The 15,581-nt window shown below is 70.0% G+C and carries 17 protein-coding genes; 7 read left to right on the top strand and 10 right to left on the bottom strand.

Annotated elements, in window-relative coordinates; all coding sequences use genetic code 11:
- Position 1: 1 nt before the first annotated feature.
- The 7 genes from JOM49_RS07340 to JOM49_RS07370 all read right to left on the bottom strand — a co-directional run bounded on the left by JOM49_RS07340 (position 2) and on the right by JOM49_RS07370 (position 6,551).
- A complete protein-coding gene (locus tag JOM49_RS07340; protein ID WP_308158679.1) occupies positions 2 to 1,036 on the bottom strand; it encodes a pentapeptide repeat-containing protein in 1,035 nt (344 codons plus the stop codon).
- A gap of 5 nt (positions 1,037 to 1,041) precedes the next feature.
- Positions 1,042 to 2,091, bottom strand: coding sequence for a hypothetical protein (locus JOM49_RS07345; RefSeq protein WP_209663585.1), 1,050 nt, complete (start codon positions 2,089 to 2,091; stop codon positions 1,042 to 1,044).
- 142 nt (positions 2,092 to 2,233) lie between these two features.
- Positions 2,234 to 3,061, bottom strand: a complete 828-nt coding sequence (locus JOM49_RS07350) for a flagellar basal body-associated FliL family protein (RefSeq protein ID WP_209663586.1) — start codon at positions 3,059 to 3,061, stop codon at positions 2,234 to 2,236.
- A 152-nt stretch (positions 3,062 to 3,213) separates the two neighbouring features.
- Entirely contained in the window at positions 3,214 to 3,795 is a 582-nt protein-coding gene (locus tag JOM49_RS07355) for a hypothetical protein (RefSeq protein ID WP_209663587.1), read from the bottom strand.
- 133 nt (positions 3,796 to 3,928) lie between these two features.
- Positions 3,929 to 4,861 (bottom strand): lysozyme, encoded by a 933-nt coding sequence (locus tag JOM49_RS07360; RefSeq protein WP_372443981.1) that lies wholly within the window; start codon positions 4,859 to 4,861, stop codon positions 3,929 to 3,931.
- A 162-nt stretch (positions 4,862 to 5,023) separates the two neighbouring features.
- Entirely contained in the window at positions 5,024 to 5,833 is an 810-nt protein-coding gene (locus tag JOM49_RS07365) for a lysozyme (RefSeq protein ID WP_209663588.1), read from the bottom strand.
- A gap of 97 nt (positions 5,834 to 5,930) precedes the next feature.
- Positions 5,931 to 6,551, bottom strand: a complete 621-nt coding sequence (locus JOM49_RS07370; RefSeq protein WP_209663589.1) for a type VII secretion system-associated protein — start codon at positions 6,549 to 6,551, stop codon at positions 5,931 to 5,933.
- A 66-nt stretch (positions 6,552 to 6,617) separates the two neighbouring features.
- Here JOM49_RS07370 and JOM49_RS07375 point away from each other — a divergent pair, with 66 nt between their 5' ends.
- A complete protein-coding gene (locus JOM49_RS07375; protein WP_209663590.1) occupies positions 6,618 to 6,998 on the top strand; it encodes a sterol carrier family protein in 381 nt (126 codons plus the stop codon).
- A gap of 51 nt (positions 6,999 to 7,049) precedes the next feature.
- On the opposite strand, the gene JOM49_RS07380 is transcribed toward JOM49_RS07375, so the two are convergent.
- Entirely contained in the window at positions 7,050 to 7,886 is an 837-nt protein-coding gene (locus JOM49_RS07380; RefSeq protein WP_245369252.1) for an SAM-dependent methyltransferase, read from the bottom strand.
- Between the two features lie 155 nt (positions 7,887 to 8,041).
- On the opposite strand from JOM49_RS07380, the gene JOM49_RS07385 reads away from it, so the two are divergent.
- From JOM49_RS07385 to arfB, 6 genes are all read left to right on the top strand, one after another.
- Positions 8,042 to 8,917: a Sco1979 family transcriptional regulator gene (locus JOM49_RS07385; protein ID WP_498034482.1), complete on the top strand. Its 876-nt coding sequence runs from the start codon at positions 8,042 to 8,044 to the stop codon at positions 8,915 to 8,917.
- Between the two features lie 216 nt (positions 8,918 to 9,133).
- A complete protein-coding gene (locus JOM49_RS07390) occupies positions 9,134 to 9,370 on the top strand; it encodes a DUF397 domain-containing protein (RefSeq protein ID WP_209663591.1) in 237 nt (78 codons plus the stop codon).
- A complete protein-coding gene (locus JOM49_RS07395) occupies positions 9,357 to 9,758 on the top strand; it encodes a hypothetical protein (RefSeq protein WP_209663592.1) in 402 nt (133 codons plus the stop codon). The genes JOM49_RS07390 and JOM49_RS07395 overlap by 14 nt, the downstream gene beginning before the upstream one ends.
- Before the next feature lie 190 nt (positions 9,759 to 9,948).
- On the top strand, positions 9,949 to 11,496 hold the full coding sequence (purF, locus tag JOM49_RS07400; RefSeq protein WP_209663593.1) for an amidophosphoribosyltransferase: 1,548 nt from the start codon (positions 9,949 to 9,951) through the stop codon (positions 11,494 to 11,496).
- A gap of 32 nt (positions 11,497 to 11,528) precedes the next feature.
- Positions 11,529 to 12,599 (top strand): phosphoribosylformylglycinamidine cyclo-ligase, encoded by a 1,071-nt coding sequence (gene purM / locus JOM49_RS07405; protein WP_209663594.1) that lies wholly within the window; start codon positions 11,529 to 11,531, stop codon positions 12,597 to 12,599.
- A complete protein-coding gene (gene arfB / locus JOM49_RS07410; RefSeq protein WP_209663595.1) occupies positions 12,580 to 13,017 on the top strand; it encodes an alternative ribosome rescue aminoacyl-tRNA hydrolase ArfB in 438 nt (145 codons plus the stop codon). The genes purM and arfB overlap by 20 nt, the downstream gene beginning before the upstream one ends.
- A 279-nt stretch (positions 13,018 to 13,296) precedes the next feature.
- Here the strand turns inward: arfB and JOM49_RS07415 are convergent, their stop codons facing one another.
- A complete protein-coding gene (locus tag JOM49_RS07415; RefSeq protein WP_209663596.1) occupies positions 13,297 to 13,986 on the bottom strand; it encodes a response regulator in 690 nt (229 codons plus the stop codon).
- Complete coding sequence (locus tag JOM49_RS07420; RefSeq protein ID WP_209663597.1) at positions 13,983 to 15,554, bottom strand: sensor histidine kinase; 1,572 nt, start codon at positions 15,552 to 15,554, stop codon at positions 13,983 to 13,985. Before JOM49_RS07420 ends, JOM49_RS07415 begins: the two co-directional genes overlap by 4 nt.
- Positions 15,555 to 15,581 lie beyond the last annotated feature (27 nt).

Here is a 15,581-nt window from a genome sequence, read left to right on the forward strand (position 1 = left end):
CTCAGGCCGGCCGGGCGGCGACGATCCGCACGTCGCCGTTCGGCTGGCGCTGCAGTTCGAGGCCGTCCGGCAGCTCGTGTTCGCGGTCCGGGCGGACCAGGGTCTGGTACAGCTCCAGCGACGACGGGATCGCGGTGATCCGCAGGTCCACGTAGTCGTCGAACTTCGTGCGGTGCAGGCTGAGCGATTCGCCGAAGGTGGTGCCCTCGAACAGCGCTTCCTCGCTGAACACCGAGCCCCGGAAGGTGACCGGGCCGGTGAACTCGGTGCGCCGGAAGTCGGCCTTGGCGGAGAACCGGATGCCGCCGAACCAGCCCTTGCCCAGCTGGGAGTCATACATGCGGAGCAGGCCGTGCACCTCGGCCTCGGTCATCCACAGTGGACCTTCGGCCACCATGTCGTGGAAGGCGTTCGACTCGTGGAGCTTGGCATAGCGCAGGGTCACCTCGCCGACCTTGCGGTGCGCGATGCTGAAGTACGCCAAGGTGGCGCCGGTCAGGTCGAGGTTGTACGCCTCACCCGAGGCGTCATCCCTGGCCGGGAGCAGGTCGGAGATCAGGCGCTGGGCGGTCTGCCGGACCACCCTTTCCTGCTCGACCTCGGCGCCCTTGGCCTCGTGGGTGAACGGGCGGCGCAGGTACGAGCACAGCACGTCCAGCACGGTCTGCCGGTACGAAGGCCGGTTCCGCGCCAGGCCGGCCAGCGCGTGCAGCGCCCCGACCCGCACCTGGTCCGCGTCGTCGCCGAGCAGTTCGACGGCTTTCGCGAACCGCTCGTCGGCTACCCGTTCCAGGTCGCGCTCGGCCCGGCGGCTCTCCAGGTCGTGCCGCTGCCGCTCGATCTCCTGCCTGCCCTCTTCGACCTTGCGCCGCCGGTCGTTGAGCCACAGCGCGTACAACGCGACGATGGCCCCACCGGCCAGACCACCCGTGCGCAGTGCGTCGGCACGGGTGGTCTTGGGGTCGGTCAGCAGCCAGACACTGATCCCCACCAGCAGGACGACCGCGAGCGCGATCGTCAGCACCGCCCGCCGCACGCCGATCAGAAGGCGTAGAAGGTGCTGATGCAGAACCCGGCGTCGTCGAAGTTCGTCGCGCTCACCGAGCCCGACACCGAACGTCCGCTCTCGGTCCCGGTGATGTCCGCGCTCACCAGCGTCTCGTCCGGCGGGGCCGAGGCGACGGAGTAGTTGCCCTGGCCCTCGATCGCGTAGCCGACCGTGGTCTCGAGCAGGCTCGCGGTGCTGGAGCAGGCCATCGCCAGCGCGCCCGACTTGTCGCCGGAGTTGACCTTGCTGATGAAGTCGTCGATCAGCGCCTTGCCGTCGGACTGGCCGGACCCGCCGGGGCTGGAGCTGGGCTTCGACGAAGAGGACTTGGGGCTGCTGCTCGTCTTCGGCTTGGAGGTCGGCTCCGACTTGGAGCCCGTCGTGGGGCCGTCGCCGAGCGCCTTCCAGCACCACTTGTCGCCCGACTTGACCACGGTGCCGTCGAACTGGGTGGTCGTGTCCTTCTTCTCGGTCACCTCGACGGTGGCCACGTACTCGGTGTCCGACTTCTTGGTCGGCCCGCTGACCAGCCGGGCCGCGCTCAGGTCGTCGAGGTTGTCCGGCACGGCCTTGACCACCTCGGAGGCGTCCGCGCAGATCAGCCCCTGCATGGCGGTCTTGTCCTGGGTGTTCAGCGCGGCCACGATCGCGTTCGTGGTGCCCTCGGGCCCCTCGTCGTCGCTGAGGAAGAAGCCGGGCGCGACGAACCCGGTGATGCCCACGGTGATCAGCACGACCGCGCCGATCGCCAGGCCGATCCACAGCCCGGCCATGCTCTTCTTCTGGGGCGGCGGGGCGCCGTACCCGCCCTGCTGCGGGTAGCCCTGGTACTGCTGGGTCTGGTCGTAGCCCTGCTGCTGTTGCTGACCGTACGGGTCGTAGCCCGGTTGCTGCTGCTGGCCGTACTGGTCGTACCCGGGCTGCTGCTGCCCGTACTGGCCCGGCTGCTGGAAGCCGCCCGACTGCGGGTACCCGCCCTGGCCCTGGCCGTACGGGTCGGGTTGCTGGCCGTACGGCTGCCCCGGCTGAGGTGGGTAGGTCATGTCAAGCCTCCGTGATTACTGCGTGCGCGAGCTGCGCCCCATAGCTGCGACGCGGTGACGGAGGTCCGGGTTCCCCGAGTCCGTGCGCGTTGCCCCTGACCGGCATTCTGCCTGGTCGGCCGAGGCCGTGGGCCAACTGGGATCAGAAAGCGAACACCGCGGCCACGCACGGGCCGGTGCTGAGGTCACCCGCGCCGAAAGTGGCGTGCACCTGGTCGCCGCCCGCGGAACCGGTGGCCGTGGCGACCACGGTGCCCGGGGTGTCCGAGGTGACCTCGTCGATCTTCAGGTTCGGCTTCTTCGCCACCAGTTCCTGCACGGTCGACTCGGTGGAGCCCTCCGAGCCCTTGCAGACGAAGCTCATCGCGCCGGAGGCGTCGGCCGCGTTGATCTTGTCGACCATGTCGCGGATGACCTTCTCCACCGCGGCGTCCCCGGTGCCACCGGGGGCCGGCTTGCTGCTGGAGGACGGCTTGTCCGCCGACGGCCTGCGCGAGGACGGCTCGGAGCTGGGCTTCTGGCTGCTGGGCGCGGGGGCTTCGCTGCTGGTCTGCCCGGCCGCGGTGGGCTCGTCCTTGCTGAGGAAGAAGCCGGGCGCGACGAACCCGGTGATGCCCACCGCGATCAGCACGACCAGACCGGCCGCCAGGCCGATCAGGAGCCCGGTCTTGCTCTTCTTCGGCGGCGGGCCGCCGCCGAAGCCGTCACCACCCTGCGGGTAGCCCTGGTACTGCTGGGTCTGCCCGTACTGGTCGTAGCCCGGCTGCTGCTGCCCGTACTGCGGCTGCTGGCCGTAGGGCTGCTGCTGTTGCTGGCCGTACGGGTCGTACCCGGGCTGCTGCTGACCGTATGGCTGGCCCTGCTGCGGGAAACCACCGGACTGCGGTTGACCCGGCTGGCCGTAGCCGCCCTGGCCGTACGGATCGGGCTGCTCACCGTAGGGCTGCCCCGGCTGCGGTGGGTAGGTCATCAGGCTGCCTTCCGTAAAGCGGGTGTTCCGGGTCGGATCTCACCACAGTCCGAGCCGTGGCGCGGCCCATTCTTCCGGCTGGGACTGCCGGAAGCACAGCGGCTCCCGTCCGATCGTGACCGAACGGGAGCCACTTCGCCGGAAACACCAGCTCAGGAGAGGGTGAACAACCCGACGCAGGCTTCACCGATCGCCGCCGTCGCGGTCACGCTCGCTTCCACCGGCTTGCCGCCCGCGGTGCCGGTGACCTGCCCGGTGAGCACCTTCGACGACTTCGCCTGCAGTCCGCTCACCTCCAGCGACGGTTTCTGCGCGGCGAGCGTGCCCACGGCCGAGTCGTCACCGCGGCCGCCCGCGCACATCAGTCCCTTCGCGCCGGCCGCGTCGCCCGCGTTCAACGCGGCGACGAAGTCCTTGATCACCTTCTCCACGCCGGGATCGGCGGGGCCGGTGCCACCGCGCCCACCCGGCGCGGGTTCCGGTTGCGCCGGGCTCGGCGCCGGGGCGGAGGTGGGGGTGGGCTCCGGCATCTCGGTGGGGCGTGGCTCAGTGGTCCGGACCGGCGTGCTGGTGGTCGCACCAGCCACCGGCGCGGGGTCCCCGCGCAGGAAGCCGGGCGCGACGAACGCGGTCACGGCCAGCACGGCGAGCACCACCACGGCCGCGGCGATACCGATCAGCAACGCGGTGGGCGGTTTCCGGCCGCCGCCGTCCTCCGGTTCGACAAAGGTCATCGGGCTGCCTTCCACTTCGCCGCGGATGTCGTCCCGAAGGTCTACCGAAATCGGCTTGGAAGGCCCTTAGCCCAGCTGAAACCGCAGGTGGGAGCCCGGGGGCCCGGACGAGCCGGGTCCCCGGGACCGGTTGTCAGCCCGTGGCCATCTTCTTCAGCTGGGCCTGGTCCCCGTTCCACCGGTTGAAGTCGATCGGGGTGGAGGTGTACTGCCAGAAGGAGTAGAAGCTCCAGCCGTGCGGCAGCGGCCCGACGGTGGAGCTGTACCGCGCGACCCACAGCGGCACGGTGGCGCCGAAGTTCTGGGTCGAGCCGACGCACTGGTTCCACCAGTTGGTGTTCGTGTAGATGACCGGCCAGCGGCCGGTCCTGGCGTGGTAGCGGTCGTGGAACTCGCGGATCCACGCGCCCATGGACGCCTGGGACTTGCCGTAGCAGGTCGCGCCGTACGGGTTGAACTCGATGTCGAGCGCACCCGGCAGCGTCTTGCCGTCACCGGACCAGCCGCCGCCGTTGTTCACGAAGTAGTCCGCCTGCGCGGTGCCGGAAGAGCGGTCCGGCAGCGCGAAGTGGTACGCCCCGCGGATCATCCCGATGTTGTAGGAACCGTTGTACTGCTGGGTGAAGTACGGGTTCTGGTAGCCGGTGCCCTCGGTCGCCTTGACGAAGGCGAACCGCTTGCCCTGGTTCCACCAGTACTGCCAGTCGACGTTGCCCTGGTGCCCGCTGACGTCGATGCCCTCGACGCTCGCGGTGATCTGGACGCCGCCGGGCCCGACCGCCGGTTCCTTCTGCGCGGCGGCCTTGGTCTCCTCGGTGGAGTGGTCGCCTTCCACCCGGCGGATCTGCGAACCCAGCGGGTGGTCGAAGGTCCGGACGTACTCGTCGACGGGCATGCCGTCGATGAACGCGGGGACCGTTTCCTCGGGGGCGGAGCCGGTGTCATCGTTGTAGGTGCTCGCACTTGCAGGGACGAGCGAACCGAGCAGGAGCAGGCCTGCCGCAACGGTGACGACCGCGCCGTGCAGGCGGCTGCGGCGGTCCCGGCTTTCTCTTCGCATGGACATAGGGGAATCCCTTCACATATACCCTCGCGGTGAACGGCTCACTGCAGGTGGCCGTCCGGTCGTTGATTGTTGACGACCGGGGTCGGCTTTGTCACGAAATCGCGGGAAAGATGTATCCGCGGTGAGTAATTTTCGAGTAGGCGCCCGGCAACCCGGGACGGGTCAGCCGCGGGCCAGCGCGGCGACGCGGTCCTCGGTGCCGTTGTAGTAGTTCTGGTCGCCGGGCAGGCTCCCGCTGTCGGCGAACTGCCAGATGGTCTGGTACGCCCAGCCGGCCGGCAGCGGCCCGATCTCCGGGGCGTAGCGGGCCAGCCAGAGCGCGTTCGAGCCGCCGAACGCGGTGCTGTCGCCGGTGCACTTCGTCCACCAGCCGGTGGAGGTGTAGATGACCGGCGGGCGGCCGGTGCGCTGCGCGTAGGTGTCGGAGAAGTCCTTGATCCACGCGGTCAGGCCGGCGGCGTCCTTGCCGTAGCACTTGTCGTCGCTGTACGGGTTGTACTCCACGTCGAGCGCGCCGGGCAGGGTCTTGCCGTCGTCGGCCCAGCCGCCGCCGTTGTCCACGAAGTAGTTCGCCTGCTCGGCGCCGCCGGAGACGTCGGGGCGGCCGAAGTGGTAGGCGCCGCGGATCAGGCCGACCCCGTGCGCGCCGTTGTACTGCTGCCCGAACTGCGGATTGGTGAACCCGGTGCCCTCGGTGGCCTTGACGTAGACGAATTTGGCGCCCGCACCGGCGGCGGCGTTCCAGTCGACCGCGCCCTGGTGCCCGCTCACGTCGTGGCCGAGGGTCTGGCCCTCGGCGGTGTAGCGGGTGTGGTCGGGCAGCCCGTGCACGCCTTCCACGGCGGCGATCTGCGAGCCGGCGTGGTTGTCTTCCGCGAGCGAGTAGTCGGCGACGGCCGGGACGGCGCTGATCGCCGTGAAGGTGGTCAGCGCGAGACCGGCACAGATCGCGAGACAGGGAAATCGGCGCATGGCAACGCTCCTGCCGTGTTGGGGGGCTGTTCGTCCACTTCCGACGATCCCCCCATCACCGCGACCTCGCTCGGTGAGCGTCGCTTGATCGAGTGAATCAGCCCTGGTCAGCGGCTTCCTCGGCGAGCGCCTTGAGCAGGTGCTCGGCGGGCACCACGGCGGTGACGGCCTCGTGCGGGTTGATCGCCACCGGGTGACCGGCGAGCAGTTCGACCATGTCCCGGCCGAGCACCGCGCGGGCGTGCGGCCAGTCCTTCGGCACCAGGTGCTTCGCGGTGTAGGCGGGCACCAGCACGCGGCCGTCGGTGTTGTGGAAGCCGATCACCGTGCGTTGCACCGGCGAGAGGGCGTAGACGAACAGGGTGGAATCGAGGATGACCCGCGGCAGGTCGGCGGCCGGGCGGTGCTGGGTGCGGACCAGCTGCAGCAGCCGCTCCAGGTCGTTGCCCGGCTCGGGGAAACCCAGCGCCTTGGGCGAGGGGCGGTAGCGATCGTTCGGGTGGAAGTCCTCGATCACCTGGCCCGCGGTGTTCACCGGGTAGGCGCCGACGACCGCCCACGAGGGCACGGGGCCCTTGGGGTCGAAGGCCTCGTCGATCACGTACAGCCAGCTGTCCGGGTTCGCCCTGGCGTTCGCGCGCATCTCGTCGGTGATCTTGGGTGCCGTCACCGGGGCGCCCTGGGCCGTGGCCCGGTCCGAGTCATCGCGCTGCGCCATGTCGTCCCTTCGACGAATACTGGGTTTCGGGCAAGCCGAGTGGTGCTCCACTCTACTGTGGAGCGCATGCCCGCTTCGCGTTCGGTCGACCCCGCTGAGTTACGTGCCGCGGTCGGCGCGGTGGCGCCGTGGCTGACCGGTGCCGGACCGGAGCCCGCGCGCCCGGAACTGGCCAAGGCGGTCCGGCTGAGCCTGCGCACGCTGGCCGCCGACGCGCCGGGGCGGTCGGTGGAGGTGCGGGTGCCGCCGTTCGCCGCCGTGCAGTGCGTCGAAGGCCCGCGTCACACCCGCGGCACCCCGCCGAACGTGGTGGAGACCGATCCGCGCACCTGGCTCGAACTGGCCACCGGGCGGCTCGACTGGGCAGCCGCGCTCGACGGCGGGCGGGTCAGCGCGTCGGGTAGCCGCGCCGACCTCGCCCACCTGTTGCCGATCGTCCGGCTTTGATTCCGCGGCGCGGAGCGCCTCCGTCGAGGGTGGCGGTGGGCGACGGGTGGGTTACCTCTTCCGGCCGACGGCACCGGCGATGCAGTGCTGGACCTGGTTCAGCGGTCTGATCCGCGGGCCGTCCGGCCACCAGTCGGCGCAGCGGGTCAGCCCCGGCTCGACCAGTTCGAGGTCGCCGAACAGCTCCAGCAGCTCCTTATGCGTGCGGAAGGTGCCCGAGCCCATCGGGCTGTGCACGAACACGTCCTCCATCTTGCGGGCGATCGGGCTGTGCTCGTTCTCCGGATCGAGGAAGTGGCTGATCGCCACGTACGAGCCGGGGGCCAGCGCGTCGACGTACTCGCGCATGATCCGGGCCGGCTCGGCCGGGTCGCCGACGTGGTGGTGCAGCGTGCCCGCCTGCAGCAGCGCCATCGGCTGGCTGAAGTCGAGGTTGGTGCGCACCTCGGCGTGCTCGAGCACCTCGTGCGGGTGGAAGATGTCCGCCGAGATCAGGTGCGTCCGGTCGTTCTCCTCCAGCAGCGCGCGCCCGTGGGCGAGCACCACCGGGTCGTTGTCCACGTAAACCACCGTCGACTCGGGGACCAGCCGCTGCACGACCTGGTGCGTGTTCTCCGCGGTGGGCAGGCCCGACCCGAGGTCGAGGTACTGGGTGATGCCGGTCTGCGACGCCAGGAAGCGGCAGGCCCGGATCAGGAAACCGCGGTTCTCGGTGGCCAGGTCCTGCGCCTCGGGCGCCTTCTGCTGCACCCCCCGCAGCACCTCGCGGTCGATCTCGTAGTTGTCCTTGCCGTTCAGGAATGCGTCGTAGACCCGGGCGATGCTCGCTCGTGTCGGGTCCACCCCCACCGGTGCGCGTTCGGGCGAAGCAGCTGTTCCGGCGGGCATGGGACCTCCTGGGATTGTGAACTGGGACACGTTCCACGTAGCGTAAGGGTGCACGTCCAGGTGGTAAACGAGGGCGGGCTTGACAGTGCACAATGGGTATGTACGTTGGGTGGTCGCCTCACTGCTGGTGTGAGTGAACAGGGAGCGGAGCGCAAGTGACCTCGATCGAGGGGCCGAGTGGTGAGTCCTTCGGGCCCACCGCGCGCCGCATGGTGCTCGGCACCCAGTTGCGCAGGCTGCGCGAGCGCGAGGGCGTGACCAGGGCGGAAGCCGGGTACAGCATCCGCGCCTCCGAATCCAAGATCAGCCGCATGGAGCTGGGCCGCGTCGGCTTCAAGGAACGCGACGTCGTCGACCTGCTCACCATGTACGGCGTCGACGACCCCGAAGAGCGCGCCGCCTTCGTCGAGCTGGTCAAGCAGTCCAACCAGCCGGGCTGGTGGAACCGCTACAACGACCTGATGCCCCGCTGGTTCGACGACTACGTCGGGCTGGAAGAGGCGTCCCAGCGCATCCAGACCTACGAACTGCAGTTCGTGCCCGGCCTCCTGCAGACCGAGGACTACGCGCGCGCCATCGTCAGCCACGGCCGTCCCGAGTCGCGCGATGACGACGTCGAGCGCCGCGTGGCGATCCGGATGCGGCGGCAGAAGCTGCTGAACCGCCCGGAGGCGCCGCGGCTGTGGGCGGTCATCGACGAGTCGGTGCTGCACCGGCCGATCGGCGGGCGAAAGGTGTTCAAGGAGCAGTTGGACAAACTGCTCGAAATGACCACGATGTCGCACATCTCGCTGCAGGTGGTGCCGTACCGGCTGAGCGGTTACTCGGCCGAGGGCGCGTTCACGCTGCTGCGGTTCGCCGAACCTGAACTGCCGAACATCGTTTACATCGAGCACCTCGCCGGCGCCCTCTACCTGGAGAAGCTGGCCGACTTCGAGCTGTACAGCCGGGCGCTGGACCGGCTGGCGGTCGACGCGGAAACTCCCGAGCGCAGCCGCACCACCATCGCGAAGATCCGCGCAGACCTCTGAATATTCACGCTCGGTAGTCGCCGACTAGGCCAGTTCAGCTTTTGTTAACACCGTCGTGAGGGCTCGTTAATTTCTGACCTCACTCAGTGAGAACGCGTGCATTAATTGCTGCACGTGCATCCTCATCTGCGTGGCCGCGTGCTAAAGTCATCGGCACAAGTCAAATGCACGTGCATTTGCACCCGCTGGACAACAGGGCCGGAAGGTGGGACCGAGGTGACGCAGAGTTCGACCGGCACGCGTGCCGACCTGCTCGCCGGTGCGCGGTGGAAGAAGAGCTCCCGCAGTGGGGCGCTCGGCAACTGCGTGGAGGTCGCCGCGCTGGCCGACGGCTCCGTCGCGGTGCGCAACTCGAGGTTCCCGGCGGGGCCCGCCCTCGTCTACACCCAGGCCGAGATGGCCGCCTTCCTGGCCGGCGCCAAGGACGGAGAGTTCGACGATGTCCTCAGGTGAGTTCGCGGACGCCGCCGCGACCCCGATCAGCGACACCGAGACCGGGCTGCGGCGCCTCATCGACCGCGGCTACCAGTTCGTGCACCCGCGCAGTCCCGAGGGCGAAGTGCTCGCCGTGGTCGGGATCCGCGCGCACGAGGACGTCATCGACGTGGTGCAGCTCCACGCCGAGGACGACGTGATCGCCACCAGGATGCCCGGCGGGGAGCCGGACATCCTCGCCCCGCGGACCACCCTGTGGCAGGTCAGCGGCTCGGCGCTCACCGTGATCGACCAGCTGCTCGCGTTGCCGGAACGCCCCGCGGCGGCCGAGCCGGAGCACAGCGGCCGGGGTTGCTGGGTGCCCGGACGCGCCGGGGCGGCCAAGTGGCTGCCCGCGAGCGCCTGAGCCCCCGTGCCGCACACGAGCCCCGGGTGACCTGGTCACCCGGGGCTTCCGCGTGCCCGGGTCGGCCCCGCCGCACGCCGTCGTACACAGTGGACGCGGCGGCCGCTGTGATGCCGCGCGCAGCACGGCGGATCGCCGCGATCACCGTTTACACTGAATCTGCCTGACCACTTCTCCAGGGAGCTCCTCGGTGGTATCCGACCAGTCGAACACTGGACTTGCCCCAACCGACCAGCCCGACCCGGAACCCCGCGAAGAATGCGGTGTCTTCGGCGTGTGGGCACCCGGCGAGGAGGTCGCGAAGCTCGCCTACTACGGGCTCTACGCACTCCAGCACCGCGGCCAGGAAGCCGCGGGCATCTCGGTCTCCGACGGCAGCCAGATCGTCGTGTTCAAGGATCTCGGCCTGGTCAGCCAGGTGTTCGACGAGCAGGTGCTGTCCTCGTTGCAGGGCCACATCGCCGTCGGCCACTGCCGGTACTCGACCACCGGCGCGACCATCTGGGAGAACGCGCAGCCGATCTTCCGCACCACCGACACCGGCAGCGGCATTTCCTTCGCGCACAACGGCAACCTGGTCAACACCGCCGAGCTGCGCGAACGCACCGTGGCCGCCGGGCTCAAGCCGCACGCCGGGCTGACCGGCTCGTCCAGCGACTCGGACCTGGTCTGCGGGCTGCTCGCCTCCCAGGCCGCCGACCGCGGCATCGAGGCCGCCGCGCTGGAACTGCTGCCCACCCTGCGTGGGGCGTTCTGCCTGGTCTTCGCCGACGAATCGACGCTGTACGCCGCGCGCGACCCGCACGGGGTGCGCCCGCTGGTGCTCGGCAGGCTCGAGCGCGGCTGGGTGGTCGCCAGCGAGACCGCCGCGCTGGACATCGTCGGCGCTTCGTTCGTCCGCGAGGTCGAGCCGGGTGAGCTGATCGCGATCGACGCCGAGGGCCTGCGGTCCTCGCGCTTCGCCACCCCGGAGCCCAAGGGCTGCGTGTTCGAGTACGTCTACCTGGCCCGGCCGGACACCTCGATCGCCGGTCGCAGCGTGCACGCCACCCGCGTGGACATCGGCAAGCGCCTGGCCAAGGAGCACCCGGCCGACGGTGACCTGGTCATCCCGGTGCCGGAGTCCGGCACGCCCGCGGCCATCGGGTACGCGCAGGCCTCCGGCATCCCGTACGGCTCGGGCCTGGTCAAGAACGCCTACGTGGGCCGGACCTTCATCCAGCCGTCGCAGACCATCCGCCAGCTGGGCATCCGGCTGAAGCTGAACCCGCTGCGGGACGTGATCCGCGGCAAGCGGCTGGTCGTGGTGGACGACTCGATCGTGCGTGGCAACACCCAGCGCGCGCTGGTCCGGATGCTGCGCGAGGCCGGTGCGCTCGAGGTGCACGTCCGGATCGCGTCGCCGCCGGTGCGCTGGCCGTGCTTCTACGGCATCGACTTCGCCTCGCGCGCGGAACTGATCGCCAACGGCGTCGACGCGGACGGTGTACGCCGTTCGATCGGCGCGGATTCGCTCGGTTACGTCTCGCTGGAGGGCCTGATCGCGGCCTCCGAGCAGCCGAAATCCCGGCTGTGCTCGGCCTGCTTCGACGGGGAGTACCCGATCCCCCTGCCGGACGACGCGCTGATCGGCAAGCACCTGCTGGAAGGCATGAACGGCGCCGCGGCCGCCGAAGGTGCCGCCAAACCCGTCACTCCTGCGGGGTACGGTGCCGAAGACGCCGTCCGGCGTCCCTAGCCGATTTTCTCCCAAGGACGGAGACCGCTTTCGTGAGCGAGTCCACGAACGCCACCTACGCCGCGGCCGGCGTCAGCATCGATGCCGGTGACGAGGCCGTCGAGCTGCTCAAACCGCATGCCCAGCGGGCGACGCGGCCGGAGGTGCTCGGCGGGGTCGGCGGGTTCGCCGGGCTCTTTTCGCTGAAGCTGGACCGCTGGACCGAGCCGGTGCTGGCCTCCTCCACCGACGGCGTCGGCACCAAGATCGCCGTGGCGCAGGCGCTGGACAAGCACGACACGGTCGGTATCGACCTGGTCGCCATGGTGGTCGACGACCTGGTGGTGACCGGGGCCGAGCCGCTGTTCCTGCAGGACTACATCGCCGTGGGCAAGGTGGTGCCGAAGAAGATCGAGGCGCTGGTCGGCGGCATCGCGGAAGGCTGCGTGCAGGCCGGCTGCGCGCTGCTCGGCGGGGAGACCGCCGAGCACCCCGGGATGATGGGCGAGCACGACTACGACATCTCGGCGACCGGGGTCGGCGTGGTCGAGGCCGCTGACGTGCTCGGGCCGGAGCGGGTGCGCCCCGGCGACGTGGTCATCGCGATGGGTTCTTCCGGACTTCACTCGAACGGGTACTCTTTGGCGCGCCACGTGCTGCTGGAGATCGCCCGGATGCCGCTGGACGGGCAGGTCGAGGAGTTCGGCCGCACGCTCGGCGAGGAACTGCTGGAGCCGACCCGCATCTACGCGAAGGACTGCCTGGCGCTGGCTGCCGAGACCGAGGTGCGCACGTTCGCGCACATCACCGGCGGTGGCCTGGAGGCGAACCTCGCGCGCGTGATGCCGCGCGGGCTGACCGCTTCGCTGGAACGCGGCACGTGGACGCCGGCGCCGGTGTTCGCGCTGATCGCGCACCGCGGCCGGGTGGAGCGGGCCGAGATGGAGAAGACGTTCAACATGGGCGTCGGCATGGTCGCCGTGGTGGCGCCCGAGGAGGTCGACCGCACGCTCGCCGTGCTGACCGCGCGCCACGTGCCGGCGTGGGTGCTCGGCGACGTCCGCCCCGCCGAGGACCCCGACGGTCCGCGGGCGGTGCTGTCCGGTGACCACCCCCGGTTCTGACCTGCGCGTCGGCTCCCGGTTCGTGATCCCGGCCGGGGAGTTGAGCGAGCGGTTCTCGCGGTCTTCGGGGCCGGGCGGGCAGGGCGTCAACACCACGGATTCGCGGGTGGAACTCTCGTTCGACGTGGCGCACTCGGCTGCTGTGCCGGAGTCACTGCGTGCGCGGCTACTGGAGCGGCTCGCCGGACGGCTGGTGGATGGTGTGCTGACGATCGCGGCGAGTGAGCACCGGGCGCAACTCGCGAACCGGGAAGCCGCGCGGGCGCGGTTGGTGATGGCTTTGTCGGAAGCCGCTGCGCCGCCTCCGCCGCCTCGGCGTCCTACTAAGCCGACGCGGGGGTCTAAAGAGCGGAGGATCGCGGCTAAGAAGCGGCGGTCGGATGTGAAGAAGAAGCGGCGGTCTGGGTTTGAGGATTGAGGGGTGTGTGGGGCCCGCCCCGGTTTTTTAGTGTGACTACGGCGAAGGCCTCCATGTCAAGGCGGGAATGATGCCTTGACATGGAGGCCTTCGCCGTGTTTTGGCTGTGGACCGGGGTGGGGTGGGGGGTCTGGGCGGATGCTCCTGTTGGTGCCCCGGGTGGCGGTCGCGTTGGGGGCCGGTCGTGTGGGGTGGCTGGGGCGGTGTCACGAATGTGGCTTTGGGGGCCGAATCCGCCCCGAAAGCCACATTTGTGTCCCTGGGGGGTTCGTGACACGGCTATTCCCCGATCCAGTGGTATTGGCGTTCTGGGCGGCCGGTGCCGCCGTAGCGTAGGCGTACGTCGGCTTTGCCGGTGTCGGCGAAGTACTCGAGGTATCGGCGGGCGCTGGGGCGCGAGAGTTCTGTGGCTTGCGCGCATTCTGTGGCGGACAGGCCGTCCGGGCGGGCGCGTAGGGCTTGTTCGACCAGTTCCGCGGTTTGCTGCGTGAGGCCTTTCGGCAACACGCTGGCGCCGCGCGGGCGGGCGGCGAAGACGTCGTCCACGTCTTCCTGGTTCGACACTTCCCGTCGTTCCGACAACCGTGCGAGTTTTGCTTGCAGGGCAGCGAAATGTTGCAGTTGGTCCCGTAGCGCCGCGGCCGAGAACGGTTTGATCAGGTAGTGCAGAACCCCGCCGCGCATGGCGTTTCGGACGGTGTCGACGTCACGGGCGGCGCTGATGATCACCACGTCCGTGTCCACTGTGGAGGGATCGGCCCGCAACGAACGCAGGACCGCGATGCCGTCCATGTCGGGGAGGTAGATGTCCAGCAGTACCAGGTCCGGGCGCAGGTCGCGGACGGCGCGCAGGGCGTCCGCGCCGGTGTGGGCGACGCCGACGACGCTGAAGCCGGTCACCCGTTCGACGTATCCACTGTGGACCTTCGCGACCATGAAGTCGTCGTCCACCACCAGCACCCGGATCATCGCGCCACCCGCTCCGCGACCAGCGGCAGCACGGCGGTGAACACCGCACCACCGGAGTTGTGCACCTCGACCGTGCCACCGCGCCGGATGCAGGTCTGCCTGGTCAGCGCCAAGCCGAGCCCGCGCTGACCACCGTGCTCGGCGGCCTTCGTGGTGAAGCCGTGTGCGAACACCTCGGTGGCGATTTCCGGCGCCACCCCCGGTCCCGAGTCCCGCACCACCACCTCCACCTGCGACTCACCGTGCCGGATGCCGATTTCGATCCAGTCCCCGAGATTCGGCCCGGCGGCGCGCAGCGCGTCCAGCGCGTTGTCCACCAGGTTGCCGACCACGGTGACCAGGTCACCGGAGAGCCGCTCGTCCACCGGCCCCAGTCTGCTGTCGTCGGTCAGCCGCAGCCCGGCGCCCTGCTCGGCGGCGAGGCTGGCCTTGGCGATCAGCAGCGCCGCCACCGCGATGTCGGCCACCCGGCTGGTCACCTTGTCCTGCCACTCGCCCTGCTCGTGCGCTACCAGGTCGACGTACTCGCGCACCTCGTCGTATTCGCCCAGCTCGATCAGCCCGGCGATGGTGTGCAGCCGGTTGGTGAACTCGTGGGCCTGCGCGCGCAGCGTGTCGGTGGCACGGGAGCTGGCCGCCAGTTCCTCGCGCAGGTTGACCAGCTCGGTCCGGTCGCGCAGCGTGGCCACGGCGCCCAGTTCGGCGATCGGCAACCGGTTGAGCACCAGCACCCGCCCGGCCCGCAGCACGATCTGGTCCACCCCCTCGGCCCGGCCGGTGAGCACGTCCTTCAGCCGTTCGTTGATCTCCAGGTCGGCGACCGCGGTGCCGACGCACTCGTCCGGCAGCGCCAGCAGCTCCCGCGCGTGGTCGTTCACCAGGGTGATCCGGTGCTGCTGGTCCAGGCCGAGCACCCCTTCCTTGATGCCGTGCAGCAGCGCCTCGCGGTGCTCGGCCAGTCCGGCGATCTCCCGCGGCTCCATGCCCAGCGTCTGCCGCTTGACCCGCCACGCCAGCAGCGCCGAACCGGCGATGCCCAGCACGGTGGCGATGCCGAGCAGCGCGAGCGCGTCACCGGCGGAGTTGCCGATGCCCTCGAAGAAGCCGGGCGTGGCCTTGCCCGCGGCCACGATGCCGTCGACCGTGCCGCGGTCGCTGATCACCGGCACGTGCGCGACCAGCGAGCCGTCGAGCTCGCCGACCCAGGCGCGGCCGCTGGTGATCATGCTGTCCCCGAGGTCCAGGGTGGTGCCGACCTGCTTGGGGTCGGGCGAGGTGATGATCCGGCGGGCGCGGTCGGTGATGATCACGAAGTCGGCGCCGGAGAGGCTGCGCGCGCCCTCGGCGAACACCGGCAGCGGGTCGCGGCGCAGCGGGTCGGGCAGGTTTTCGCGCACCCCGGGCGTGGCGGCCACGTTCTCCGCGACCGACAGCAGGCGGCGCCCCTCGACGTCGGCGAACGACTTGTTCGACTGCGCCACCGAGAACAACGCGACGCACGCGAGCAGGGCGAACACGATCACCAGCTGCCACCCGAGCAGCTGGCGCGCCAGTGATCCTCGCTGCATCCAGTCACTATCGCACCTCCGCGACCT

The sequence above is a fragment of the Amycolatopsis magusensis genome, assembly GCF_017875555.1.
GTDB lineage: Bacteria > Actinomycetota > Actinomycetes > Mycobacteriales > Pseudonocardiaceae > Amycolatopsis > Amycolatopsis magusensis.

Excerpts from the sequence above, each read along its gene's own strand:
- JOM49_RS07345 (WP_209663585.1), bottom strand. The coding sequence starts at position 2,091 with ATGACCTACCCACCTCAGCCGGGGCAGCCGTACGGCCAGCAACCCGAC.
- JOM49_RS07350 (WP_209663586.1), bottom strand. The coding sequence starts at position 3,061 with ATGACCTACCCACCGCAGCCGGGGCAGCCCTACGGTGAGCAGCCCGAT.
- JOM49_RS07355 (WP_209663587.1), bottom strand. The coding sequence starts at position 3,795 with ATGACCTTTGTCGAACCGGAGGACGGCGGCGGCCGGAAACCGCCCACC.
- JOM49_RS07360 (WP_372443981.1), bottom strand. The coding sequence starts at position 4,861 with ATGTCCATGCGAAGAGAAAGCCGGGACCGCCGCAGCCGCCTGCACGGC.
- JOM49_RS07365 (WP_209663588.1), bottom strand. The coding sequence starts at position 5,833 with ATGCGCCGATTTCCCTGTCTCGCGATCTGTGCCGGTCTCGCGCTGACC.
- JOM49_RS07370 (WP_209663589.1), bottom strand. The coding sequence starts at position 6,551 with ATGGCGCAGCGCGATGACTCGGACCGGGCCACGGCCCAGGGCGCCCCG.
- JOM49_RS07375 (WP_209663590.1), top strand. The coding sequence starts at position 6,618 with ATGCCCGCTTCGCGTTCGGTCGACCCCGCTGAGTTACGTGCCGCGGTC.
- JOM49_RS07380 (WP_245369252.1), bottom strand. The coding sequence starts at position 7,886 with ATGCCCGCCGGAACAGCTGCTTCGCCCGAACGCGCACCGGTGGGGGTG.
- JOM49_RS07395 (WP_209663592.1), top strand. The coding sequence starts at position 9,357 with ATGTCCTCAGGTGAGTTCGCGGACGCCGCCGCGACCCCGATCAGCGAC.
- JOM49_RS07415 (WP_209663596.1), bottom strand. The coding sequence starts at position 13,986 with ATGATCCGGGTGCTGGTGGTGGACGACGACTTCATGGTCGCGAAGGTC.
- JOM49_RS07420 (WP_209663597.1), bottom strand. The coding sequence starts at position 15,554 with ATGCAGCGAGGATCACTGGCGCGCCAGCTGCTCGGGTGGCAGCTGGTG.